The organism is Marinobacter sp. HL-58, from assembly GCF_001314605.1.
Taxonomy (GTDB): Bacteria; Pseudomonadota; Gammaproteobacteria; order Pseudomonadales; family Oleiphilaceae; genus Marinobacter.
In genome coordinates this window covers 33,120-57,176 of sequence record NZ_LIHP01000018.1, presented here as the reverse complement: position 1 = coordinate 57,176, position 24,057 = coordinate 33,120, and the positions used below count along the sequence as shown (strand labels likewise).

Genomic DNA, 24,057 nt, shown 5'->3' with positions numbered 1-24,057 from the left:
ATCCATGTTTTTGACGATCTTGTGAGGGGCCCCCGGAACGGCTCCCGGAGTTCACAGCTGCCTGTACGAGCAGGAACTACAGTTTCTTGTGTCTGACTCTTGGCAACGTTGGCCGAACACGCTCGTCTTCATGGTGCGGGCACAGCGAAAGTCAGACCGAGAGCGGGAACGACAAACTCACGAGTCTGGGCAGAGGACGGGTAAGGCTTTCCAGGATCGACAAAAACATGGATGTTTTTGTCGAGCGTACAGGGATGTATTCACCGCGTATCCTGGAAAGCCTTACCCGTCCTCTGCTTCTCCAAATCCGAAGGTTCTCCTAAGCGCCGCTCGATATTCCCACAAAGCGTATGCACAAACCCGACATCCCGCTCAGTAAGCAAAGGCAACCGCTGAAACACCCATTGTGAGAGTTTGCCTCCGTCAGGCGTATCCAGAGCCGGGAGGAGTACTTCCAGTCTTTGTCGCAGGGCACCGAGTCGGGCGTCAGATGCAGCAGGCCCGGATGGTGCCTCCGGGGCAGAGGCAAGGCCAGACAGTTCCCAGGCATAGAGCATGACGGCCTGGGACAGGTTCAGTGAGGGGTAGGCAACCGCCATGGGGAAGCCCGTCAGCAGGTCACACAGTGCCAGCTCGTCGTTGGACAGGCCACGGTCCTCTCGGCCGAATACCAGTGCGGCAGTGGCTACCGAAGTGCCTTTTTGGCTGATGATATCCCGCAGTTGCGCGGGCTCGTGCCAGTCCTTCCGGTGGTGGCGGGGCTTGGCCGAGGTGCCCATCAGCAGGTCTACGGAGTTTCTTACCGCCGCCAGATCAGGGAAAATGCGCGCATTGTCCAGAATATGATCGCTGCCATGGGCCAGCCAGTGGGCCTCCGGGCGGGTGTGCAGGTCCGAATTGACCAGCCAGAGCTCCGCGAAACCCATGGTGCAAAGGGCACGGGCGGCTGCCCCCACGTTTTCGGGAACCTTCGGTTCAACAAGTACAAAGGCCAGTTGCATGACGTTACCTCCGGTGGCGAGTTTACACCAGGGTGCTGAATCTTTTTACCAGCGATGGCAGCAGTTGAACGACTGGCTGGTGCAGCATCGTGAGCTTTGGCAGCCGGCACCGTTTACCGACCCGAGCCCCGCCTGGGTGCTCAAGTGGCCGGCGCTGGCGGAACGGGTGGCCAGTCTCTCTGACCAGGGCTGCCAGCAACTGGACGATGACCCCGGCATGCTTGCAAAGCTGGTGTCCCGGGAATTGTCGACACTTCAGGCGTTCAGTGAACTGACCCGGGTGCCGGTGCTGGCTTCCGGGCCCGAGCAGCCGAGTACCTTGCCGGAAATCCGCGCCACTGATATGCCTGGCCGCAAGCGGTTGCAATCCGGCGCTTTTGCCTCCGCTATCCGTCCGCTGAAGCACGATGTGCTGGACTGGTGCTGTGGCAAGGGGCACCTGGCCAGAACCCTGGCGCCGCTTTGTGATGGCAAAATAACCGGGCTCGAGTGGAACCGGGCACTGGTGGACGACGGTAACCGTCTGGCCGGAAAGTTCGGTGACCGGGTAACCTTGCGCCAGCAGGATGTGATGGACGAATCACTGAGTCTGCCCGGAGGCACCCATGGCGTTGCCCTCCATGCCTGTGGTGATCTTCACCGCCGGTTGATGAGCCGTGTGGTGGTTGAGGGCCTGCCCCGTCTGAGTTTCTCCCCCTGCTGTTACCATCTGACGGAAATTCCGGACTACGAGCCACTCTCGCAAGGAGCGAGGAAGTGGGAGCGGGTACTGAAATTGGACCGGAATGATTTGCGGCTGGCTGTGCAGGAAACGGTCACCGCACCTGAACGGGTCCGGCAGCAGACGCGCCGGGTCAGTTGCTGGCGGTTGGGCTTTGATGGGTTGCAGCGACAGTTGCGGGGTGTGGACGCCTATCTGCCCGTACCGTCCCATCCGCCGGGCTTGCTCTCTGGTGATTTCGCCGGTTTCTGTCGCTGGGCCGCCAAGAAGAAAGCCCTGGACCTGCCGCAGAACACAGATTTCGGACACTGGGAAGCCCATGGCGAGCAACGACTGCAGGAGGTGCGCCGCCATGAGCTGGTGCGGCACCTGTTCCGGCGGCCACTGGAGCTCTGGCTGGTTCTGGATTACGCCTTGTTCCTGCAGGAGCAGGGGTACCGGGTCAGGGTGGGTACGTTCTGCGAACGGCAGCTGACACCGCGCAACCTGCTGATTGACGCCGTCAGGAGTGATTCAGGATAAGCCCTCAGGGTTTACGGTAGACCACGTCTTCCACACAGCCATCCCGGAAATATACATAGGTCAGCTCATAGAGATTGCCGTAGTACTTGGTCTGGTAGACCCAGGTTTCCTGGGGTGTGGGGTAGGTTTCCGGCGGCCGGCCGAAGGCTTTGCGGACGTGCTCCTTGGTCATGCCCTTCACCACCTGCTCCCGTACCAGGTATCGCCTCAGGTCCGTGGAGTTGATGAAGCGACAGGTGCCTTCCTCGCCCCGGTCTTCGTCGGTTTCCGGGTCTTCATCGGTTTCCGCCTGTTCTGGCGCCGCCGGCAGGTTCTGGCCAAAGCTGCCACCAATCTGGTTGTCCCGGATCCTGACTTCCTCCGAGTCCTCGCCGCAGGGCTGGTCAGAGAAACGGATATCGCCACCGGCATCGCATCGATAGACCTGGGACCAGGCAATGCCAGGAGCGGCCAGCAGAAGGATCAGGGTGATCAGGCGTGGTGTCACAATAATCTCCGCGGGATTCGAGCCCCTGGCAGTTACACGCAGACAAGAAAGGCGCCCGGAGGCGCCTTGTCACTGGGGTTATCTCATGGTGACCAGACCAACGCCTAACGACGAACCTGGATACGTGCCTCAACACGACGGTTCTCTGCGCGGCCAGCGGCGGTGTCGTTGCTGGCAGTCGGTTCGGCTTCACCGTAACCGACGGCTTCCACGCGATCCTCGCTGATGCCCAGGGCATCGGTCAGGCGGGTCGCAACGGCTTCTGCACGACGCTCGGACAGGAAGCGGTTGTATTCTGCATCGCCCATGTTGTCAGTGTGACCGGCAATTTCCACGGTAGTTTCCGGGTTGTCGCGCATGAAGTCCGCAACCTTCTGGATTTCATCGTCGTAGTTGCTACCGATTACCGAGCTGTTGGTCGGGAACTGCACGTTCAGCTCGATGGTCTCTACGGTCTCGGAAACGCCTTCACAGCCGGTGTCATCCACTTCCGCTCCGGCGGTGGTGTCGGGGCACTGATCCTTGCTGTCGACAACGCCGTCGTTGTCGCTGTCCAGTTCACAGCCACGATTGTTCACGCTGGCACCGGCGGGTGTGTCCGGGCACTCGTCTTTGCTGTTGGCAACACCATCACCATCGTCATCGCGCTCGCAACCATTGTTATCGACGCTGACGCCGGACGGAGTGCCGGGGCACTGATCACGGCTGTCCGGAACACCATCGTTATCGGCATCAGCCGGCTCAGGCCTGGATTCGGATACGGTGCGGCTGAAGGCGAAGCTCAGGCCCAGGGAAGCCTGGGTGTCAAAGGTGCTTTCATCGATACCGTGGAATTCGCGCAGGTCCGCGCGGATCGACACATTGTCGCTGACGTTGTAACGGAAACCGGCACCCACATTGACACGGGTCTCGTCATGGTCGGATCCCGCAGTCGGAACGCTCAGAACGTCATCGCCGAAGTCAGCGTGGCCGGCGCCGGCCGACACGTAGGGGTTCCAGGCCTGTTCCTGCCCGGCAAAGTAATAAATACCGTCCACGCGCAGTTCTTCAAAGTCGCTGCTCCCGCTTACGTATTTGCGGTCGGCATCTGCCCTGGAGAAAACGCCTTCAACTGCCCAGTTAGGGTGGAAGCGGAATTCGGCTCCGATGCCGAAAGTGCCCGTTTCACTCAGGTCCCGCTTGTCATCAAACAGCTGGAAGCCGGCAAAAGGGTTGAGGTAAATGGTCTGCTCGCGATCTGCAAGGGCTGGTGTGGCAAGGGATGCGGTCAGGGCCGCGATGGTCAATGGACGCATGATGTTCATGCAGAACCTCCTGTTCGGTTATCGTTATTGATAAAAATCTGGCGTAACTCTCTCATAAAGCTCCGTTAATACGTACTTACGTGGAATTTACGTTACAGGATTCAAAGACACAAAGAATGATTGCGGATGGCGGGTCGGCAATTGTACTCAGGCGTCTTCGCTGGGCACCGTAAAGTAGAGATGAGCGCTTTTCTTGCTGAAGTTCAGAGTCTCACCATTATCAAACCTGACTTCAAAGGAACTGTCGTCCTCGGCGATAACAGCGCCGGCCCCGAAAATGGCGTGGCTGAGACGGGCGCTGGCCCAGACCGGCGCTGTCCGTGCCTCCGGGGTTTCACTGCTGCCGTTCAGAATGACGCCCTCCCGGGACGCATACCGAATACCGGTTGCCGTCACGGGTGCGGTGGTTGTTACCGTACTGTCTGCGTCAACACTGCGCTTGTCCAGCCATTGCCCGAACTCCCGGGACAGGGGAAAGCAGAGCTCATCCACAAACCGGCTGGGGCCATGGTCGCCTTCGAGGTGTGGTTTCGCCCCGGAAGGGCGGGTAATCAGGTGCAGCTGTTTCCGGGTGCGGGTGATGGCCACGTAGAGCAGCCGTCGTTCACTCTCCAGAAACGCCTTCGGGTCGTCCTGGGCGCGGGGGCTGTAGGGCAGGTACTTTTCCTGCAGCCCGGGCAGGATCACCGTTGGCCATTCCAGGCCCTTGGTGCGGTGAATGGTGGATAGCAGGGCTCCGCCGCGACGATTTTCCCCGGCCTGTTTTTTCAGGGCCTTGAGGTGTTCAAGGGCTCCTTCCAGGCTGACATCCAGTCCCGCCAGGTAAATCCGGAAGCCGCGGATGGTCTCGATGCGCTCATCGGCGGTTTCGTGGGTCAGTGCAAGACTGCGGATACCCTCGTAGAGCTCGGTTTCATCCGCATATCGGGTGATCAGATCTGCCACTGAGCCCCTGAAACTGACCAGCAGTGCCAGCGTCTCGCCCAGTTTGCGAAGCTTTCTCGCTGCCATGGGAGCGAGTGCGTCGAAGTCCATGGCAAGCAATCGTTCATGCCAGCCGTCTCCGAATCCCGCAAGGAAACGTGCCAGCTGTTCCAGCTCGGGCTCCTTCAGGCCAACGTGGGGAAACCGCAGCAGCTGGCGGGCAATATCGAGCCGGTCTTCATCCGGCAGGTTGCGAATACGGCCGGACACCACCATCAGCAGGCTGGTGATGGCCTGTACCTCTCGGCTGAACAGGGCCCCCTTGCCGGCATCGATGCGATAGGGCACCTGCCGGGCCAGCAGCTTGAGCTCTATGGGCACGCTCTGGCTCCAGACCCGGAACAGGATGGCTGTGTTTCCCAGGGCCGCATCATCCATGGGTTGCAGCAGTTTCAGAACGACATCGCTGTCATTGTCCTGGTGGTGCAGGGTGACTCCGGTTGCCGGCGTGGACGGGTGGGAGTGACAGAGCACATCCTTGCGCCCGGTGTTATGGCAGATCAGGTGGTTGGCCAGCAGAGCAACCTGATGGCCGTAGCGGAAGGTGTAGCTCAGGGTCTGTTCCAGCGGGCTTTCGAATTCCTCGCTGAAACGCCGGAGGATAAAGTCCGGCCTGGCGCCACGGAATTCGTAGATGGTCTGGTCCGGGTCGCCCACCACGGTCACCCGCGCCCGGTCTCCGGCCACGTAGCGCAGCAGCAGGTGCTGTATTTCGTTGGTGTCCTGATACTCATCAACCAGCACCAGGTCCATCTTGTTGCCCACCAGGCGTTGCAACGGCGGGTTCTGATGGATGGCCATCACCGGCTCGTAGAGCATGTCGGCGTAACTGATCCGGCTCTGGGACTTGCGCCATTGCTCGAAGCTGTGGAACAGGTCAATCAGGTAGCGGTGTTTGTCGGAATAGCCCAGTTCCTCGAACACGATCTCCACGGGGGAGAGTGTGGTTTTCACCAGATCGATGAAGTTGACGGCGGTTTCGACGAAATCTTTCTTGTTGCGGCGGATTTCGTCCGCCAGGTCTTCCGGAGCCAGCCGGCGGGTCAGTTGCCAGGCCTGGTAGCTGATTTCCTGGTCGGTGAGGATCTTGTCGGAAAACCCGGGCAGAAAGCCTTCCCGCACAAAGCGTTTGTAAAGGCGCAGGCCCATGGCGTGGTAGGTGCGGATCTCCGGCAGGGGAAGCCCGCTGTCGCGAGTCACATCCTGCAGCTTGCGTTCGAAATCCACCCTTGCGCTGCGATTGAACATCAGAACCAGTATGCGGTTCGGGTCGTGCCCCTGCTCCAGCAGATAGCGGATGCGCCAGGCCAGTGTGGATGTCTTTCCGCTGCCTGCCACGGCCGTTATCACCGCATGTTCGAAACCGGCGGTGATGATGGCCCTTTGCTCGTCAGTGAGGTAATCAGGCAGGTTGGGGGGTTCGGGTATTTGGGCTGGGGTCGACATGGCGTGTATTGTACCCGGCGGCTGGTAGTGCTGATACTGGTGCCGCATAATCCTGCTAGTTTTATGGTTTGTCTACGGCATGAACCGCACGTTTGCTGCAGGAGTATTTGGGTGGCCGCTTCCAAAACACGCTCAAGCACGTCCATGTGACGCTTGAGCTCCGCCATCCTTGGCTCCGCACAGTTTTGGAAGCGGCCACCCAAATCCTCTACCTGAATCAGGAGAATGACGTCATGGCATCTACAGCTGAACCAGTCAATGTGCTGGGTGAAAACCTGGAAATATGTGGTATGGATCCAGAGACCGGATTTTATCGGGATGGGTGTTGTAACACTGGACCGGATGATCTGGGAGCTCACGTTGTCTGCGCTGTTGTCACAGATGAATTTTTGGAGTTTTCCAGCGCCAGGGGCAATGACCTGAGTACGCCACGACCCGAATTCGGGTTTCCGGGACTTAAGGAAGGCGATTCCTGGTGCCTGTGCGCATCGCGCTGGCAGGAGGCTTTTGAGGCAGGCAGTGCGCCCCGCGTAAAACTGAGAGCCACGCATCGGACAGCGCTGAAGTATTCGAAGCTGGAAGATCTCAAACGCCATGCAGTGGATTTGAGCTGAATGCATGTCGGGTGAAACCGGAAAACCTGGGGCCGACGTGGCCCGATGGCGGAGGCTGCAAGCTGAGCTGAAGGCCGCCGGGCAGCGGCGAATGGTTTTGCTGGAAGGTGATCGCGGGGCCGCTCTCGGGTGGCTGCGGGAGGTGCTGCCGGCGCTGTCGGTGACCCCCGGGGTCTGGACCGGGCCGGCTGGTGATCAGCCGGAATCGTCGCTGACGCCGATTAAACCGGTGGAGGGCCGTCGCTGGCTGGGCCAGGAATTGGCCTGTGTGGTCTGGGATGGCTGGCAGGGTAATCCGCCGGACAGTTTTGCGGCCCTGTCGGGCACGCTTTCGGCCGGTGGCCTGTTTTTCTGGCTGATGCCGCCGCTGGCGGATTGGGGGAGTTTCCAGGATCCGGATTATCGGCGGACGGGGCTGGAAGAGGCTGGTTTGCATCCCTTTGCGGCGCGGCTTGCAGGAATTCTGGGAGGTGATCCGGATGTGATCCGCGTCGAACCTGCGACAAATCCGAATCCGGCACTTCCGGATGTTCCACGGCCAGACGGGGTTTTTCAGGTGGGCGCCACCGGGGAGCAGCGTGCGCTGGTGGAGGACGTTGTCCGAACCGGGCTGGGGCGTCGGCGCCGGCCGCTGGTGGTGACGGCGGATCGCGGGCGGGGCAAGTCTGCAGCGCTGGGAATGGCGACGGTTCGTCTTTTGAACGAGGGCCGGCGACGTGTGGTGGTGACGGCTCCGGAAGCGGGCGCTGTGACAACGCTGTTCCGCCATGCCCGCCTGACTGCCGGGCAGGTCTCCGGTCCGGAGATGGCTGTGGATGATGTTGTGGTGGGCAATGATGGCCGGCTTCAGTACTGGCCCCTGGACCGGTTGCTTGCCGAGACGCCGGAAGCCGAGGTGGTGATGGTGGATGAAGCCGCCGCGGTTCCGGCAGACCTTCTGAAGCGCGTATTGCTGGGCTGGCCCAGGGTGATCTTCTCCACCACGGTGCATGGCTATGAGGGATCAGGCCGTGGCTTTGCCATTCGTTTTCGTTCAGTGCTGGATACTGAAACCCCCCATTGGCGCAGTGCATCACTCTCGGCGCCGATCCGCTGGGCCGCATCGGACCCACTGGAGCCTTTGACGCGGCAGATGTTTCTGCTGGATGCGGAAGCGCCTTCTGCAGAGCCTGCTGGCTCGGGCATTATGGTTGAGCGCTGGAGCCCCGGGACTGCAACAGACGAGGAACTGAACGAAGCATTTGGCCTGCTGGTGGATGCCCATTACCGCACCTCGCCGGCGGACCTGCGCCAGTGGATGGACGACCCGGCGGCGGTGAGTTGGCGGCTGACCTGTAATGGCGTGCTGGCCGGTGTACTTTGGGCGACGGTGGAAGGTGGCCTGGACCCGGCGCTGGCGGACCAGGTGATGCTGGGAAAACGCCGCTTGCGGGGTCACCTGCTGCCCCAGTCACTGGCCACCCACAGTGGATTTGCCGAAGCAGCGAGCCAGCGCCTGTTGCGGGTGGTGCGGATTGCCGTGAGCGGGGACAGGCGCAACCGGGGGCTGGGGCAGGCGCTGGTGGCCGCAGCCCGGGACCATGCCCGGGAACGGGGGCTGGATGGCGTTGGAACGAGCTTTGGTGGTAACGCCACTCTGGTGAGCTTCTGGCAGCGTTGCGGGCTGGTGCCGGTGCGGCTGGGGCTGAAGCGGGAGGCCAGCAGTGGCGAATATCCGCTGCAGATGCTGGACGGCGTGTCTGATGCAGGCAAATCGCTGACAGCGCATTTGCGTAGCCGGCTGGCTGAGCACTGGCTCACACTGGTGCCGCTGAACTGGCCGGAGGCGGAGCCGGGGCTGATGCTCAGGCTCACGGGTACCTTGCCGACGGTTTGTGCCATGAATGACGATGACCGCAGGGACCTGGACAGTTTTGCCCTCGGGTATCGGGGCTTTGATTTAACGCTGCCGGTACTGAAAAAACTCACGATGCAGCCCGGCGTGGTGGCATTGGTGGCCGCCAGCACTCAGGCCAGTCTGTGGACGAGAGCGGTCATCCAGGACTGGCACTGGCCCCGGTTGCAGGCGGCGGGTGAATGTCGTGGCCGGGAGGCGGGAGAAGCGGAATTGCGGGCCCTGGTTCGCGATATTTTGCAAAACCGGCCTGACTTGTGAACAGCTCGATTTAATTTGGCGGGTTTACTGACCAGAATACCGGCAAAAATAAATCAACAGAGACGAAATCATCATGGCCCAGGGATCCGGCTTTATCCTTCCGAAACTGCTGTTGTTACTGCTTGCCAGTGTCTTGATAACCGCCTGCGCCTCGGGCGGCGATCCGTCCAACCTGGAGCAGCGGCAGTCATCGGTTGCCGAAACACCACTGATGGCTGCGGTCAGCAGCGGTGACCTGGATCAGGTGGAAACACTGGCGGCCGCTGGTGCGTCACTGAATACCCTGACAGAAGAGGGAACGCCGCTGGCGGCAGCTGTCAAAGCGGGAGAGGACAGGATTGCATGGTTCCTGCTCAGTGAAGGTGCTGCCCCTGATCGGGCCCCGGCAAATGGTGTCACGCCACTGATGATTGCCGCTGGCGAGGGGCATCGCAGGCTGGTTCAGCTTCTGTTGTCGGCCGGCGCCCGGGTCAATGCGACAGACAGTGAGGGTACAACACCGGTGATTCAGGCTGCCCGTAACGGCCACCTGTCTGTGGTCAAGGTACTGCTGGCAGCCGGCGCCAATGTGAATGTCAGCCAGGGTGGCCGCTCTCTGCTGATGCACATCGTTGAAGGGGGCGATCTGCTGACAGCGGAAATGCTGGTTGCCGCCGGTGCCGACGTGAATTACCGGGGTGCTGACGGTACCACCGCCCTGGATATCGCCCGGGCCAGCAATAACCAGGACCTGGAGATGCTGCTGGTTCAGGCTGGCGCGGAGATCTGACGGCTACCGGGTCAGTCCAGGCCCATGGGGTCGTTGCTGTCATCCAGTTCTGGAAGGAAGTGTTCCTCGACAACACTTTCGGGAACCTCTAACACGGTTTTGAAGGACCAGGCAGGCCTGTTGTCCTTTTCAATCAGCCTGGCCCGGATCCCTTCCCGCAGGTCCGGTCTCCGGGTGCAGCGGATCGCCATCGCCAACTCCATCCTGAAAACGTCTTTCAGGGACATCTGCTGGGCCTTTTTAAGCTGGTTCCACACCAGCCAGGCGGTGACCGGACAGCCGCTGCGAAGATTGTTCATACACGCTTGCCACCAGTCGCCCTCGATATCAGCCGATAACAGGTTTTCAACAATCTCCGGCAACTCGTCGCCGGCGCTCAGCCTGGCAATGCTCTGTTCATGGCGGGCCAGTTCGCTGGCGGGCAATGCCCGGTAGTCCGGATGCTCCAGTTGCTTTATCAGCCGGAACAGGCGACTGTCGTCGGCGGCAGCCTCACCGGTCCAGCGTTCTTCCTGCAGGCGGGCCACCAGTGACTCGGCCTGTTCAGGCAGAACGGCCATATCGGCAAGCCCGACCCGCAAGGTATCGGAAGTGTTCAGCCGTGCGCCGGTCAGGCCCATGAACAAACCGAGCCGGCCGGGCAAGCGGTTAAGGAACCAGCTGGCGCCCACGTCAGGGAACAGTCCAATGGTGATTTCTGGCATGGCCAGTCTGATGTCGGGCGTGACCAGCCGGTAGCGGGACGCGGAGAGAATGCCGACGCCACCCCCCATGACGGCACCGTGGGCAATGGTGATGACGGGTTTGGGGAACCGATGGATGGTGTAGTCCAGACGGTACTCCCGGGTGAAATAGTCTGCCGCTCCGGCGCTGCCTGCTGTGCCCGTCAGTGCGCCGTAAAGTTCGCGGATATCGCCACCGGCGCAGAAGGCGCGGTCGCCGGCACCCCGGAAAATCACCATGCAGATATGGCTGGCATCCTGCCACTGTTCCAGTCTGGCCTGGATCTCATCGATCATCGACCCGGAAAGCGCATTCAGGTTGTCGGGAGCGTCCAGGGTGATCTGGCCGATGGCGCCTTCCCGGCATTCAAATTCCTGGACCTGAATGGGCATGTTTGCTTCTCCGCTTTTAATACACCGGCGTGGATGGCGCGATGCTATGCATCCGGGCAAGATGCATTGATTTATCGCATTTGTGCTTGATTCGGACTGTGCTATAAGTTCGTTCAGATTTCACCCTTCAGGCTTTCTGTCGGGTTCCAAAACGATGAGAGGGTAAAACCAATGAACCTGAAATACCACACCATTGCTGTTCTGTTTGCTCTGGGCACAGCTGTTCCTGCTGTTGCAACCGCTGCAGATGCCGAGGCGGGTAAGGCCAAGGCAGCTGTTTGTGCCGCCTGCCATGGCAAGAACGGCATCGCCACCATTCCCGGCTACCCCAACCTGGCGGGGCAGAACGAACAGTACCTTGTGTCTTCACTCAAGGCCTACAAGAACAAGCAGCGCAGCGGTGGTCAGTCTGCCGTCATGCAGGGCCAGGCCACCGGCCTGAGTGATGAAGACATTGCCAACCTGGCCGCTTATTACGCAAGCCTGCCCGCCGATGGCGGCGAGTAAGCGTCTCTAGCGGCAGGCAAGAGCCCTCGCGTGTCAGGGAGCAGCCCGGGCTGCTCCGCTGACAATCCGGTAGCTGGGTTCGTAGGCACTCGAGCCCGGCAATTTCATTCTGTTCTGTGTTACGAATTGCTTCAGCATGTCTTCCAGCGGTGCCAGCAGAGCCGGATCTCCGGCAATCTCGAAAGGCCCGCGTTCCTGCACCTGGCGGATGCCACTTTCCTTGACGTTACCGGCGACAATGCCGCTGAAGGCCTTTCTCAGGTTGGCCGCAATCAGGTGGGCCGGCTGGTCTCGATGTAACTCCAGGGCCCGCATGCTTTCGTGAGTGGGTTCGAATGGCAGCTGGAATACCGGGTCAATCTTCAGCATCCAGTTGAAATAGTATGCGTCCTGCATGGCGCGGCGGAAGGTTTCCACATCTTTCATGCCCTGTTTCATGGTGCGCGCCACCCTGTCCGGGTCATCAATGATGATCTCGTATTTGTTGGCGGCTTCATCCCCCAGTGCGTTGCGAATGAACTGGTCGATCATCTCGAAATATTCAGCATTTTCCGGCTGGCCGGTGAAGACCACAGGGAAGGGCAGGTCTGTATTGTCCGGATGCAGCAGGATACCCAGCAGATAGAGAATTTCTTCGGCCGTGCCCACGCCGCCGGGAAAGACCACAACACCATGGCCGGTGCGGACGAATGCTTCCAGGCGCTTTTCGATGTCCGGCATGATCACCAGCTCGTTAACGATGGGGTTGGGCGCTTCGGCGCCAATAATGCCCGGTTCCGTCAGGCCAATGTAGCGGCCGTTTTTCACCCTCTGCTTGGCATGGCCGATGGTGGCTCCCTTCATCGGCCCTTTCATGGCACCGGGGCCACAGCCGGTGCAGATGCTGAGGGCCCGCAGGCCCAGCTGATGCCCCACTTCCTTGCTGTACTGGTATTCCCGTTCGTTGATGGAGTGCCCGCCCCAGCACACCACCAGATCCGGGTGGCGGCCGGCCTGCAGCACCCGCGCATTGCGCAGGATATGAAAAATCAGGTTGGTGATGCCCTCCGGGTCGTCCCGGCGCAGCCCCGTTGCAGACTGGGGAATGGAATAGGAATAGATAATATCCCGCAATACGGAAAACAGGTGTTCACGGATGGCGCGCAGCATCTGTCCGTCCACGAAAGCATGGGCCGGGGCATTGACCAGTTCCAGTTTCAGGCCCCTTGGCTGGGGTACCAGGCGCACATCGAAGTCTGCGTGGGCTTCCATCAGGGTTTTACAGTCATCGGTTTCCACGCCGGTGTTGAGTACCGCCAGGGCACATTGCCGGAACAGTCGGTAGAGGCCACCTTCGCTTTTGTCCTTGAGGCGATTGACTTCAAAAGTGGAGAGGATTTCCAGGCTGCCCTCCGGGGACACCAGGGCGTTGATTGTGGACTCGGTCATGAAAGGTAAGGCTCCTGAATGTTCTGCTGGCACCTTGAAATCGTGATGATGCCTTTTTCTCTGATTAAACCGGCTTCGGGAATGCCTGATTTTGAGGCATGCATCGAAACCGTTACACTAAGCACTTTAATGTGATTACGCTACCCGACAGACGTCCGATTTATGAAACTTCTTATCCGTCCCGCCCCTGAAGTGGCCATCAAGAGCAAACCTGTCCGCCGTCAGCAGATGCGGCATCTGCGCCAGAACATTCGTAAACTGCTCACACGCATTGACAGTGACATCCACGTGGAGGGCTCCTGGGACAGGGTGGATGTGGATATCCCTGACGGTCGTGGCCTGGCGGGGGCTGCCATTGACGAACTCCGGCGCATTCCCGGTATCTCCACTATCCAGGAGATCGGCGTTTTTCCCTGGGTGTGCATGGAGGACGTGGCGGAAAAGGCAGTGGCTGCGTTTGCCGGGCGTATCCGTGGCAGGACCTTTGCTGTCAGGGTTCGGCGTCACGGCAACCATGATTTCCGCTCCATTGACCTGGAGCGCCTGGTTGGTACCGCGCTTTTTGAGGCGTCCGCGCCCAAAGGTGTCGACCTGGGCAAGCCCGAGGTGGAAGTTCGGATTGAGATCCAGGACCAGGACTACCACATTGCCCATCGCAAACATCGCGGTGCCGGCGGCTATCCTCTCGGTGCCGTGGAAACGGTGATGACGCTGGTGTCCGGCGGTTACGACTCGTCCGTGGCAGCGTATCTGATGATGCGCCGGGGGCTGCGGTCGCATTTCCTGTTTTTCAGTCTTGGTGGCCCGGCCCATGAAATTGGTGTGCGTCAGGTGGTTCACTATATCTGGGATCGTTACGGAGCCTCCCACGGTGCCAAGTTTATTTCCGTGCCCTTCGAAGGCGTGGTGGCGGAAATCATGCGTTCCGTCAACCAGCGTCACTGGGGTGTGGTACTCAAACGCCAGATGCTGAAAGCCGCTTCGGAGATTGCCGCCCTTAACAATGCCTCGGGCCTGGTGACCGGCGATGCGGTCGCACAGGTCTCCAGCCAGACCCTGTCAAATCTCAACGTGGTGGACCGGGCCAGCGACGAAGTGGTACTGCGGCCCCTGATCTCCATGGACAAGGAGGCCATCATCAATATTGCACGGGAAATCGGCACCGAGCCGTTTGCTCGCACCATGCCGGAATACTGTGGTGTGATTTCCCGCAAGCCGGCCACCAGGGCGAAGCTTCACCGTGTCGAAGAAGATGAGGCCAATATGGACGCGCAGGTGCTGGAGCAGGCCATTGCGAACCGCCAGGACACGCCGGTCGACCGCCTGCTGGAAACCACCCGGACACCGGAAGAGGTGGAACTGGTCCATACCCCGGATGTGAACGACGTGATTATAGATGTGCGCCATCCCTCCGAAGGCGAACAGGCTCCTCTGCATCTGACCAGCAACCGGGTAGTGGAAATTCCCTTTTACGAACTGAGCGAGCGCATCCAGTCGCTACCTGCCGACAGACAGTACCTGTTGTACTGCGACCGCGGCACCATGAGCCGGATGCACGCCTGCAACCTGAAAGCCGAGGGCCACACCAATATCAAGGTGTACGCCCCCGCCCACTGATGGTTTAGCCTTCCAGTCCCTTGAAGAACTGCTGCACATTGGTGCTGAGGGTCTCCAGATCATAGCCGCCTTCCTGCACAACCAGGGTGGGCAGGCCGGTCTGGCGGATATGAGTGGCCAGGCGGCAGAAGCCTTCCGAGGACACCGATACCTTGGCCTGGGGGTCGTTGTGGTAGATGTCGAACCCGAGCGGGAGTATCAGCGCGTCGGGCTGGAACAGCCGAATGGCGGCCAGCGCTTCGTCAAGCCTGGCGAAGAAATCCTCTTCTGACGAGCCATGGGGCATCGGCATATTGATGTTGTAACCCAGGCCGTCACCTTCACCACGTTCGTCCTCGTAGCCGCTGACCACCGGATAGAAGTTGGTGGGGTCGCCGTGAATGGACACGTAGAGGACGTCACTACGGTCGTAGAAGATTTCCTGGATGCCCTGGCCGTGGTGCATGTCGGTATCCAGTATGGCAATCCTCGGGAAACGGGCTTTCATGTGCTCCGCAGCGATTGCGGCGTTGTTGAGATAGCAGAAGCCACCGGCGGCATCCTTGCGGGCATGATGGCCCGGTGGGCGACAGACCGCGTAGGCTGTGCGCTCGCCGGCAATCAGGGCATCGGCTGCCCCCAGTGCGGTCTGGGCAGACCAGTAGGCCGCTTCCCAGGTATTCGCCCCGATCGGGCAGCTGCCGTCAGCCTGGTAGCGGGCCGCCTCGGCAAGTATGCCTTTAAGGGCATTCGGTGAGCGCACAAAGATGTTGGAAATAACCTCGTCACCCCAGTCTTCCATCTGCGACCAGCGGCGGTGGGCAGACTCCAGGAAACGCAAATAACTCAGGTCATGGACCTTTGATATCGCCCCTGCACCCTGGTCTGCCGGCTGCAGTACCGGAATACCCATGGCCTTGAGCCCATTCAGCATTTGCCCGGTGCGATCAGGGACTTCCTGAGGCTGGCGCATCTGGCCACGGGTAAAATAGGTCTTGGGAAGATGCTGATCCTGCAAGGGATGAAAAAACGCCTTCATGTTCCGGCCTCCTGATAATGACATTCTTCGAGTATAGGCGTCCGCGGGTGCTGGTCAAAACACCATCGTCTGACTTTACAGTAGCGGTTTCTGCATCCACTATGAGAGACATATCACACTGACGCAAACCCGAATTCATACAAAATTGAAAGGAGCCGAGATGATCGAGTCACCATTGCTTCCCAAGCTGACTGGCTATATCGGCGGTCGCTGGTCTGAATCCCCGGACGGTAACACCTTCGATGTCTATAACCCGGCTACGGGGAAGGTGATTGCAAGCGTGGCATCCATGTCCGAAAGCGAGGTGACCGAGGCCGTTGAAGCCGGCAAATCCGCACTTCGTCTGACCACCCCTTACAGCATTGAAACCCGGCGCAAGTGGCTGGAAGGTATCCGCGACGCCCTCAAGGCCAATAAAGAGGAAGTGGGGCGCATCCTGTGCATGGAGCATGGCAAGCCCCTGAAAGAAGCCCAGGGTGAGGTGGACTATGCCGCCGGATTTTTCGACTACTGCTCCAAACACATTCAGGCCCTGGATGCCCACACCCTGACCGAGAAGCCGAAGGATTGTACCTGGACTGTGCACTATCGCCCCATCGGCGTTGCCGGCCTGATCACGCCCTGGAACTTTCCCATTGGCATGATCGCCAAGAAGCTGTCGGCGGCCCTGGCGGCCGGATGCCCGTCGGTGATCAAGCCAGCCAGCGAAACCCCGCTGACGATGATTGCCCTGTTTACCCTGATGGACAAACACGTCGATCTGCCGGATGGCATGGTCAACCTGGTGATGGGCAAGGCCAGCGTGATTGGCAAGGTGCTTTGCGAAAGCCCCGATGTGCCCATGCTCAGCTTCACCGGCTCCACCGAAGTGGGCCGCAAGCTGATTGTGGATACCGCCGAGCAGGTGAAAAAACTGGCCCTGGAACTGGGTGGTAACGCACCGTTTATTGTCTTTGACGACGCGGATCTCGATGCAGCCGCCGATAACCTGATCGCCAACAAGTTCCGTGGCGGCGGCCAGACCTGTGTCTGCGCCAACCGGATTTTCGTCCACGAGAAAGTGGCCGATGCCTTTGGTGAGAAACTCGCCGAGCGAGTGAACAAGATGACGGTAGGTGACGGCATCAACGGTGATGTGGATCTTGGGCCGCTGATCAACAAGGCCGGGTTCGATAAGGTCAAACGTCACCTGGAAGATGCCCTGGAGAAAGGTGCCGGCCTGGTGGCCGGCAAGAAGCCGGCAGATCTTGGCGAAGGCCACCTGTTCTTCCCGCCGACGGTGGTCACCAATGTGAACCGGGACATGTGCTGCTACCGTGAAGAAACCTTTGGCCCACTGGTGCCAATGGCCCTGTTCCGTACCGAAGAGGAAGCCATAGAAGCCGGTAACGACACCGAATTCGGTCTGGCGTCCTATGTCTTCACCGCTGACGCGGAACGCGCCCAGCGGGTTGCCGCCGGGCTACGCTTTGGCCACTGTGGCTGGAACACCGGTACTGGCCCCACACCAGAAGCACCGTTCGGTGGCATGAAGGCCTCCGGCATCGGCCGGGAAGGCGGCCTCGAGGGCCTGTTCGAGTTCGTTGAAGCCCAGACAGTGCCCAGAGGCTTTTAATACAGAAGCTTTCTGCCTTCATAGTCTGGAGGTGTCGCACGGGGGAGGTTCCCCTTCAGGACACGCTACAGGCACATCCCTGTGCGCTTGACTGTGGCCATCCCTGGCCACAGACAGTCCTGAAGGGGAACCTCCCCCGCGCTTTTCTGGCTTATGGAGTCGTAGGTCGGATTAGCAAAGCGTAATCCGACACCTCTCCCTACCCGGCAAACCCGCCTCTCTCCTGTTATAATTCCACACCTGTTCATTTAACCAGTAGCGACCGATCTCTATGGATGTCTCCCACATTATCGACGCCCTCAACGACGCCCAGCGCGAGGCTGTAACCGCCCAGAATGACCATCTGCTGGTGCTGGCCGGTGCGGGCAGTGGCAAGACCCGGGTGCTGGTCCACCGGATTGCCTGGCTGATGCAGGTGGACAAGGTGCCACCAACGGGGATTCTGGCGGTGACCTTCACCAACAAGGCGGCCAAGGAGATGCGTTACCGCATCGAGCAGATGATGAATATTCCGGCCCGTGGCCTTTGGTTTGGCACATTCCATGGCATTGCCCACCGGTTGTTGCGGGCCCATTACCAGGATGCCGGCCTGCCGGAGAACTTCCAGGTCCTGGACAGTGATGACCAGTTGCGCCTGATCAAGCGGGTCATGCGGGAGATGCAGATTGATGAAAGCCGTTGGCCGCCGAAACAGGCCCAGTGGTTTATCAACGGCCAGAAGGACGAGGGGTTGAGGGCGGAACATATCCAGGAAAATCCCGGTGACCACTTCACCTCCACCATGCTGAAGATCTACCGCCAGTACGAGAAACTGTGCAACCTGAGCGGGCTGGTGGATTTTGGCGAGTTGCTGCTGCGCTCCCATGAACTGTGGCTGCATCGCCCGGAGCTGCTGAGCCATTACCAGAACCGGTTCCAGCAGATTCTGGTGGACGAGTTCCAGGACACCAACACTATCCAATACGCCTGGCTGCAGATTCTGGCGGGCAACCGGGTGCCACTGACTGTGGTGGGGGACGACGACCAGTCCATCTACGGCTGGCGGGGGGCGAAAATCGAGAACATCCAGCAGTACCAGCGGGATTTCCCCAATGCCCGGCTGGTGCGGCTGGAGCAGAACTACCGCTCCACCCAACTGATTCTGAAAGCCGCCAACGCCGTGATCGCCAACAACCAGGGCCGGCTGGGCAAGGAGCTCTGGACCGACGGCCCCGATGGCGAGCCCATCAGCCTGTATGCCGCATTCAATGAACAGGATGAAGCCAACTACATCGCCGATACCATCAGCAGTTGGGTCAGCGAAGGCAACCTGCGCAGCGAGTCCGCCATACTCTACCGTTCCAACGCCCAGTCCCGGGTGTTGGAAGAATCCCTGATCCGCCAGGGCATTCCCTATCGGGTCTATGGCGGCCTGCGGTTCTATGACCGCCAGGAAATCCGCAACGCCATCGCCTACCTGCGCCTGGTGCATTACCGCCGGGATGACGCCGCCTTCGAACGAGTGGTGAACATTCCCGCGCGGGGTATCGGCGCCAAGAGCCTGGCGGATATGCGGGCCTATGCTACCGAGCGCAGTATTTCCCTGTGGGAATCCGCGGAGCGTTTGCTGGAAGCCGGGCAGGTCAAGGGCCGCGCCAAAACGGGCCTGCAATCATTCATGGGCATTATTGAAAGCCTGACAGAAATGGTGGATGACGCGTCCCTGCACGGGCTGATGAAGAAAACCCTGGAGCTCAGTGGCCTCCGGGACTACCACGCCAACGAAAAGGGCGAAAAAGGGCAGGCGCGGGCAGAGAACCTGGACGAGCTGGTCAACGCCCTGTCGGACTTTGAAGCGGAGGAGGGGGTTGATCCGTTGTCGGAGTTTATCGCCCAGGCGGCACTGGACGCCGGCGAAGCACAGGCCGAGGCCAATGAAGACTGCGTGCAGCTGATGACCCTGCATTCCGCCAAGGGCCTGGAGTTCCCGCTGGTGTTCCTGGCCGGGGTGGAGGAAGGCTTGTTCCCCCACAGCATGTCCCTGGAAGAACCGGGGCGAATGGAAGAAGAGCGCCGCCTGGCCTACGTGGGCATCACCCGGGCCATGAAAAAGCTGGTGCTTACTTACGCGGAATCCCGGCGTTTATACGGACAGGAAAAGTTCCACGCCCTGTCACGGTTCGTTCGTGAGATTCCCGGCGACTGCATCCAGGAAGTCCGGCTGCGTAACACCGTCAGCCGCCCGGCGATGATGGCGCGCCCGAACGAAAGCATGTTCAGCCAGGACTCTGCCCAGCAGTCCGGCTTCAGCCTGGGCCAGCGGGTGCGGCATCCGAAGTTTGGTGAAGGCATTGTGATGAACAGCGAGGGCAGTGGCCACCATACCCGGGTGCAGGTGAACTTCGATGAAGGCGCCAAGTGGCTGGTTCTGGCCTATGCGCCTTTGGAAGCCTGCTGACTTTTGGTGTAGGCACGGGTTGGGTATCTCCGTTTAAAACACGCCTCAAGACGTCCTGTTTGGCCTGGGCTCCGCCATCCATGGCTCCGCGTAGGTCGGATTAGCCGCAGGCGTAATCCGACAATCAGGTGTCGGCTCTATCTCAGTTTGTCGGATTACGCCTGCGGCTAATCCGACCTACGGCTGCTGAGGCCTGTTCCGATACCTGCCTGCGCCACACTCAAAGCCAGCCTTTACGCTTGACGTTAAACGTATCGCCGGCGCTTGAAGCTTACCCTGTCAGCATAATCATCAATCCTGCCGACACGGCGTACATCCGCCCAGGTTCCCTTGTAGTAAGGGATGATGTTCCGGTCGGTCCATGGCGTGACCAGGTCACCCATCACAGAGTTGAAGTACATCGCCTCCATGAACACATGGCCCTGCTTGATGTCCGGCTCCAGGTAGGCCATGGCGGTGGTAGCGCCGTAATCGTTAAACAGCTCCACCAGGTCGCCGGATTCGATGCCAAGGTCCTTGGCGTCTTCCGGATTGATTTCCAGCGGGGCCATGGGGTAGCGGCCACGTCGGAATTCCACATGCTGGTCATGGTAAGCGGTTTGCCAGATCTGGTTGGTGCGGCCGTTGTTGATCCAGAACCGGTACTTCTTGCGCTGCGCTTCCACGACATCCGGCATGCCATTCCACGGCGAGGCCTGGAAGTGCGCCTTGCCATCGTCGGTGTCGAACTTGCCATCGGTATACAGCATTTCCGTTCCGATTAACTTGCCATCCTTGTACTCCCTGATCGGTAACTGAACGCCGTTGTTCCCGGCGGCCCGCAGCCGTTCGTAGGTGGCCAGGTGACCGTTGGATCCGCCCTGGCTGTCGATATCCGGTGCTCCGGACTGGCCGGCGCGGCGGAAACCGTCATTGTAGGCATCTTCCTCGGTTTTCCAGTCAAAACCCTCAAAACGCTTGGCCATCTCGGCATTGCCTTCGGCATCGTAGAGCTTGCGCAGGGCGTTGGCCATGTCGGCAGCAATCAGACAGTCCGGTTTGGCGGTGCCGGGAGGATCCATGAACTTCTCGGACAGGCGCAAGCGCCGCTCACCGTTCATGGAGGTCAGGTTCATTTCGCCGGTATGCGCTGCCGGCAGCACCATGTGGGCGGCCTCGGCAAACTTGGTGGCGTAAAGGTCGATCACGGTCACGAACAGGCCGCCGTCTTCCTTCACCGCTTTGTGGATGACCTTTGCCATTTCCTCCGGGCCGGCACCGCGTACCTTGCGCATCGCCTGTTTGACAATGTCACTGCGGCGGAGGACTTCGTTGCGGTACTGTTCAGCGTTCAGCGTCGTCTGGAAGGCATTGCAGGCCCAGACGGTAAGCATCTGGCCATTGCCCTGGATGATTTCCTGGTCCACGTAGGGCGCCGGACGGCCACCCGGATACGGTGGCCGGCAGTAACCTTCCTGATGGCCGCCCATCCGGACCACGCCAGTGCCACGGCGGCCCACGTTATGGGTGGCCAGCACCAGATCCACCAGCGCGGACTGGATGCGGTAGTTGTCGTTGCCCCAGATAATGCCCTTCTCATACCCGTGCAAGGTACGGGGCCGGTGGCCGGAAGCTTTCGGCTTGTACGCCCACTCCGCAGCCTTGATGAGCTTGTCCTTACTGATGCCGGTGATTTCGCTGGTCTCGTCCAGGCTGAGGCGGTTGGCTTTAACCGCGTCCTCGAAGCCGGTCGTGTACTCCTTGATAAATTCCTCATCCTGCCAGCCCTGGTCAACCACGTAGGTGAGCAGGCCATTGAAAAGGGCCGTATCGGTGCCCGGCTCGATATCCAGAAACAGGATGTTGTCCTTGTCTATCGCCTGTTCCAGCAGAGCGACAGTGAGCGCCCGGCGGGGATCCACCAGGATAATCCTGGTCTGCTGGATGGTTTCGCCGTCATCGTAGACCGCCCGTTTTTTATCGGTCGACTGACCCTGAAGGCTGGGCAGCCAGTGGTTGAGGAAATAGTTGGTCTGGGTCTCATAGGCATTTGCGCCGATAGAGAAAATGCAGTCCGCCATCTGGGCGTCTTCATAGCTGTTGTTCAGCTCGCCGATGCCCATATCCCGGGTAGCATGGCATTCCGAGTTGTAGGCAGGGCGATTGTGAATCCGCACCATTTTGCTGCCCAGACCGGTAAAAATCAGCTTGCCGGTACCCCAGGTGTTTTCGAAGCCGCCGCCTGCACCGCCATGGTCGAACAGGTTGAACATCAGCTGGTCGGGGCCTGCGTCATCCAGTATCAGTTTGGTCAGGTGACTATAGAGCGTGACTGCCTGATCCCAACTGGTGTCCCGCCATTCATCGCCGGCAAACACCCGGGGGTATTTCAGCCGCTGACTGCCCACCGGTGTCTGTGGTGAGTGCATGATGGATGCCATCTGACCACCCCGCGTGGACGACAGACCGCTGTTCACTTTGCAGTCGTTGTCCGGCACGATCATGATCCTGTGATAGCTGCCATCATCATCCTGAATAACGTTGGTCATGGCCTGGGTCATTGTCACTTTCAGCGCCGGTAGCTGCTGGCGAAAATCAAGGCCAAGGGCATTCTGGTCGGGAGCCAGCCCGCCTTCCTGGTCGGCGGGCCATTTGTAGACATGGTAACCGCAACCGACAATGCAGAAATGGCAGCAGGTCTGGGTTTTCTGTGCATTGGCCGGTGGCAGCGCAATCCGGTCCTTCTTGTGTTCAAACATGATGCATCCCTCCTCACGCGCTCGGCAGAATATTGGCCTGGCGGCCGTAGATCAGACCTTCCACGCCAACTGCCTCGATGGAATCATCCGAATCCCTGTAACTGAGGAGAATCCGGGGCAGGTTTTCCGTGGCCTGGCCAGACACCATCTGCCCATTGAGCTCGGAGTCAAAAACGCTGAAATGGCAGGGACACTTGAAGGTGCGTTCCTCAGCGGAATAGTTCACCGGGCAACCCATGTGGGTACAGAGGATGCTGTAGGCGACAATATCTTCGTCAGGACCTATGCCGCCCTGGGTCTTGCGCCCGGTTTTAACCAGGGCACAGGGTGAAGAGGTGTCCGGATAGCTGAAGGAAACAGGTTGACCGACTTTCAGGTCGCCAGCCTTGCTGATAGTGGTTTGAGGGTAGTCCAGCATGACCTTGCCGGGTTGCGGGTTGCTCTCGCTTGCCTGGGCCGGGCTCCAGACAAGCGCTGCGCCAGCCCCTGCAACGGTGGCGCCGCTGCCGGCCAGGAAGCGTCTTCGGGAAAGTTTCATCGTTGTTCTCCTTGTTGTCTTCGAGGGTTTTGACTTCCTCAGACACAGCCTTTTATAAGGATAGAACCGATTTAAACTTCCACTAGAAGCTTTGGCTAAAAAATGATCAATTATTGATCTTGCTCAATTTCCGCGCATTCACATATTTCCTTGACTGACCCACTGTGACGCCTCTTCGGATCATCAATTCGGCGCGTTGCGTTGTTTGGGATCCTGCTTGAAGTCACCGATGGCGCGGTGGGGATCACTCTGCTCACGATGCCGGTGAGTAGCTTCGGCCCACCACAGGAGTTGGGCACTACCGCGGTGGAAATAGCTCTGCCAGCGATCGGCGTTCTCGCCGGTCTGAAACTGGCCAGTCTCGGTCAGCACATCGGCCGCCTCGGGAATCTGAATCATCGCAGAGACCGGCAAACAACCAAGCTCGGACAGAAATCCCCGCATGGTAACCGCTGCCCGGGCACCACCCCATTGCCCGGCCGAATAGGTCACAATCAGGCTGGGCTTGTAGGCAAACAGCGAGCTGCCGAAGTGGTTGAGCATGTGCGCCAGGGCCGGGCTCATGGAATGGTTGTATTCCGGGCTGACCATCACATAGCCATCGGCCGTTTTGATCTTGTTGGCCAGTTCGTCGAGCTGTTTCGGAACCTTGCTCTGCGGGTAGGCGAAATGGGGTTTGAAGACCGGGTCGAATGTCCACTCCAGTGGGTCAATGATTTCCACCTCGTGGTCTGGCAGCACCTCGCCGAAATGCTGCTCAAGGGCTTTCGCCACTCTAAGCCCCAGGCGCGCCGGTTTGGGCGGCGTACTGTCACGGGTTGAGCCAAGAAAAATCAAAAATTTCATAGTGTTCGATCCAGGTGTGTTGGGGGTCAGGCCGGAAACCGGTCCCGGGAGCGGCGATGCAGTGGCGGACTTTCCAGAGCCGCGCCGGCGATGATGGCCAGGGCCACCCAGACCGACAGATACTTGCCGAACAAATCCATGCCTTCGCTGGTGTCTACGTCTTCAGTGACATCTGTATTGATGTTCATGATATCC

At 59.7% G+C, this 24,057-nt stretch carries 19 protein-coding genes; 8 read left to right on the top strand and 11 right to left on the bottom strand.

The features are described from left to right. Positions 1-260 precede the first annotated feature (260 nt). Positions 261-1,001 (bottom strand): tRNA/rRNA methyltransferase, encoded by a 741-nt coding sequence (locus tag HLUCCO03_RS16365; RefSeq protein WP_027830011.1) that lies wholly within the window; start codon positions 999-1,001, stop codon positions 261-263. Between HLUCCO03_RS16365 and HLUCCO03_RS16360 the strand changes: the two genes are divergently transcribed. Continuing rightward, positions 1,000-2,244 (top strand): methyltransferase, encoded by a 1,245-nt coding sequence (locus HLUCCO03_RS16360; protein WP_027830010.1) that lies wholly within the window; start codon positions 1,000-1,002, stop codon positions 2,242-2,244. The two genes, HLUCCO03_RS16365 and HLUCCO03_RS16360, sit on opposite strands and share 2 nt — an antisense overlap. A 4-nt stretch (positions 2,245-2,248) precedes the next feature. Here the strand turns inward: HLUCCO03_RS16360 and HLUCCO03_RS16355 are convergent, their stop codons facing one another. The 3 genes from HLUCCO03_RS16355 to HLUCCO03_RS16345 all read right to left on the bottom strand — a co-directional run bounded on the left by HLUCCO03_RS16355 (position 2,249) and on the right by HLUCCO03_RS16345 (position 6,513). Further along, a complete protein-coding gene (locus tag HLUCCO03_RS16355) occupies positions 2,249-2,731 on the bottom strand; it encodes a DUF4124 domain-containing protein (protein WP_036197063.1) in 483 nt (160 codons plus the stop codon). A gap of 104 nt (positions 2,732-2,835) precedes the next feature. Further along, positions 2,836-4,035 (bottom strand): OmpA family protein, encoded by a 1,200-nt coding sequence (locus HLUCCO03_RS16350; RefSeq protein WP_027830008.1) that lies wholly within the window; start codon positions 4,033-4,035, stop codon positions 2,836-2,838. Between the two features lie 147 nt (positions 4,036-4,182). Further along, positions 4,183-6,513 carry an ATP-dependent helicase gene (locus HLUCCO03_RS16345; protein ID WP_027830007.1) on the bottom strand — a complete coding sequence of 777 codons (2,331 nt, stop codon included), beginning with the start codon at positions 6,511-6,513 and terminating at the stop codon, positions 4,183-4,185. Between the two features lie 185 nt (positions 6,514-6,698). On the opposite strand from HLUCCO03_RS16345, the gene HLUCCO03_RS16340 reads away from it, so the two are divergent. From HLUCCO03_RS16340 to HLUCCO03_RS16330, 3 genes are all read left to right on the top strand, one after another. Then, positions 6,699-7,079 carry a DUF2237 domain-containing protein gene (locus HLUCCO03_RS16340; RefSeq protein ID WP_027830006.1) on the top strand — a complete coding sequence of 127 codons (381 nt, stop codon included), beginning with the start codon at positions 6,699-6,701 and terminating at the stop codon, positions 7,077-7,079. 4 nt (positions 7,080-7,083) lie between these two features. Then, positions 7,084-9,234 carry a GNAT family N-acetyltransferase gene (locus HLUCCO03_RS16335; protein WP_036197061.1) on the top strand — a complete coding sequence of 717 codons (2,151 nt, stop codon included), beginning with the start codon at positions 7,084-7,086 and terminating at the stop codon, positions 9,232-9,234. Between the two features lie 73 nt (positions 9,235-9,307). Then, positions 9,308-10,003, top strand: a complete 696-nt coding sequence (locus tag HLUCCO03_RS16330) for an ankyrin repeat domain-containing protein (RefSeq protein WP_027830004.1) — start codon at positions 9,308-9,310, stop codon at positions 10,001-10,003. Positions 10,004-10,014: 11 nt separating this feature from the next. On the opposite strand, the gene HLUCCO03_RS16325 is transcribed toward HLUCCO03_RS16330, so the two are convergent. Continuing rightward, a complete protein-coding gene (locus tag HLUCCO03_RS16325) occupies positions 10,015-11,118 on the bottom strand; it encodes an enoyl-CoA hydratase/isomerase family protein (RefSeq protein ID WP_027830003.1) in 1,104 nt (367 codons plus the stop codon). Positions 11,119-11,289: 171 nt separating this feature from the next. Between HLUCCO03_RS16325 and HLUCCO03_RS16320 the strand changes: the two genes are divergently transcribed. Continuing rightward, a complete protein-coding gene (locus tag HLUCCO03_RS16320) occupies positions 11,290-11,625 on the top strand; it encodes a cytochrome c (RefSeq protein ID WP_027830002.1) in 336 nt (111 codons plus the stop codon). Between the two features lie 33 nt (positions 11,626-11,658). On the opposite strand, the gene ppnN is transcribed toward HLUCCO03_RS16320, so the two are convergent. After that, positions 11,659-13,053: a nucleotide 5'-monophosphate nucleosidase PpnN gene (gene ppnN / locus HLUCCO03_RS16315; RefSeq protein ID WP_027830001.1), complete on the bottom strand. Its 1,395-nt coding sequence runs from the start codon at positions 13,051-13,053 to the stop codon at positions 11,659-11,661. A gap of 162 nt (positions 13,054-13,215) precedes the next feature. Between ppnN and thiI the strand changes: the two genes are divergently transcribed. Beyond that, positions 13,216-14,670, top strand: coding sequence for a tRNA uracil 4-sulfurtransferase ThiI (gene thiI, locus HLUCCO03_RS16310; RefSeq protein WP_027830000.1), 1,455 nt, complete (start codon positions 13,216-13,218; stop codon positions 14,668-14,670). Positions 14,671-14,674: 4 nt separating this feature from the next. Here thiI and HLUCCO03_RS16305 read toward each other — a convergent pair whose 3' ends face one another. Beyond that, the gene (locus HLUCCO03_RS16305; protein ID WP_027829999.1) at positions 14,675-15,688 is read right to left on the bottom strand and encodes a histone deacetylase family protein; all 1,014 of its coding nucleotides are present in this window, start codon (positions 15,686-15,688) and stop codon (positions 14,675-14,677) included. A 160-nt stretch (positions 15,689-15,848) separates the two neighbouring features. On the opposite strand from HLUCCO03_RS16305, the gene HLUCCO03_RS16300 reads away from it, so the two are divergent. Then, complete coding sequence (locus tag HLUCCO03_RS16300; protein WP_027829998.1) at positions 15,849-17,303, top strand: NAD-dependent succinate-semialdehyde dehydrogenase; 1,455 nt, start codon at positions 15,849-15,851, stop codon at positions 17,301-17,303. A gap of 271 nt (positions 17,304-17,574) precedes the next feature. Then, the gene (uvrD, locus tag HLUCCO03_RS16295; protein WP_027829997.1) at positions 17,575-19,740 is read left to right on the top strand and encodes a DNA helicase II; all 2,166 of its coding nucleotides are present in this window, start codon (positions 17,575-17,577) and stop codon (positions 19,738-19,740) included. A gap of 245 nt (positions 19,741-19,985) precedes the next feature. Here uvrD and HLUCCO03_RS16290 read toward each other — a convergent pair whose 3' ends face one another. The 4 genes from HLUCCO03_RS16290 to HLUCCO03_RS16275 all read right to left on the bottom strand — a co-directional run bounded on the left by HLUCCO03_RS16290 (position 19,986) and on the right by HLUCCO03_RS16275 (position 24,050). Then, complete coding sequence (locus HLUCCO03_RS16290) at positions 19,986-22,478, bottom strand: arsenate reductase (azurin) large subunit (RefSeq protein WP_027829996.1); 2,493 nt, start codon at positions 22,476-22,478, stop codon at positions 19,986-19,988. Between the two features lie 13 nt (positions 22,479-22,491). Then, complete coding sequence (locus tag HLUCCO03_RS16285; RefSeq protein ID WP_027829995.1) at positions 22,492-23,016, bottom strand: arsenate reductase (azurin) small subunit; 525 nt, start codon at positions 23,014-23,016, stop codon at positions 22,492-22,494. A gap of 183 nt (positions 23,017-23,199) precedes the next feature. Continuing rightward, positions 23,200-23,862 (bottom strand): NADPH-dependent FMN reductase, encoded by a 663-nt coding sequence (locus HLUCCO03_RS16280; RefSeq protein ID WP_027829994.1) that lies wholly within the window; start codon positions 23,860-23,862, stop codon positions 23,200-23,202. A gap of 26 nt (positions 23,863-23,888) precedes the next feature. Continuing rightward, positions 23,889-24,050 carry a hypothetical protein gene (locus HLUCCO03_RS16275; protein ID WP_155939839.1) on the bottom strand — a complete coding sequence of 54 codons (162 nt, stop codon included), beginning with the start codon at positions 24,048-24,050 and terminating at the stop codon, positions 23,889-23,891. Positions 24,051-24,057: the final 7 nt, after the last annotated feature.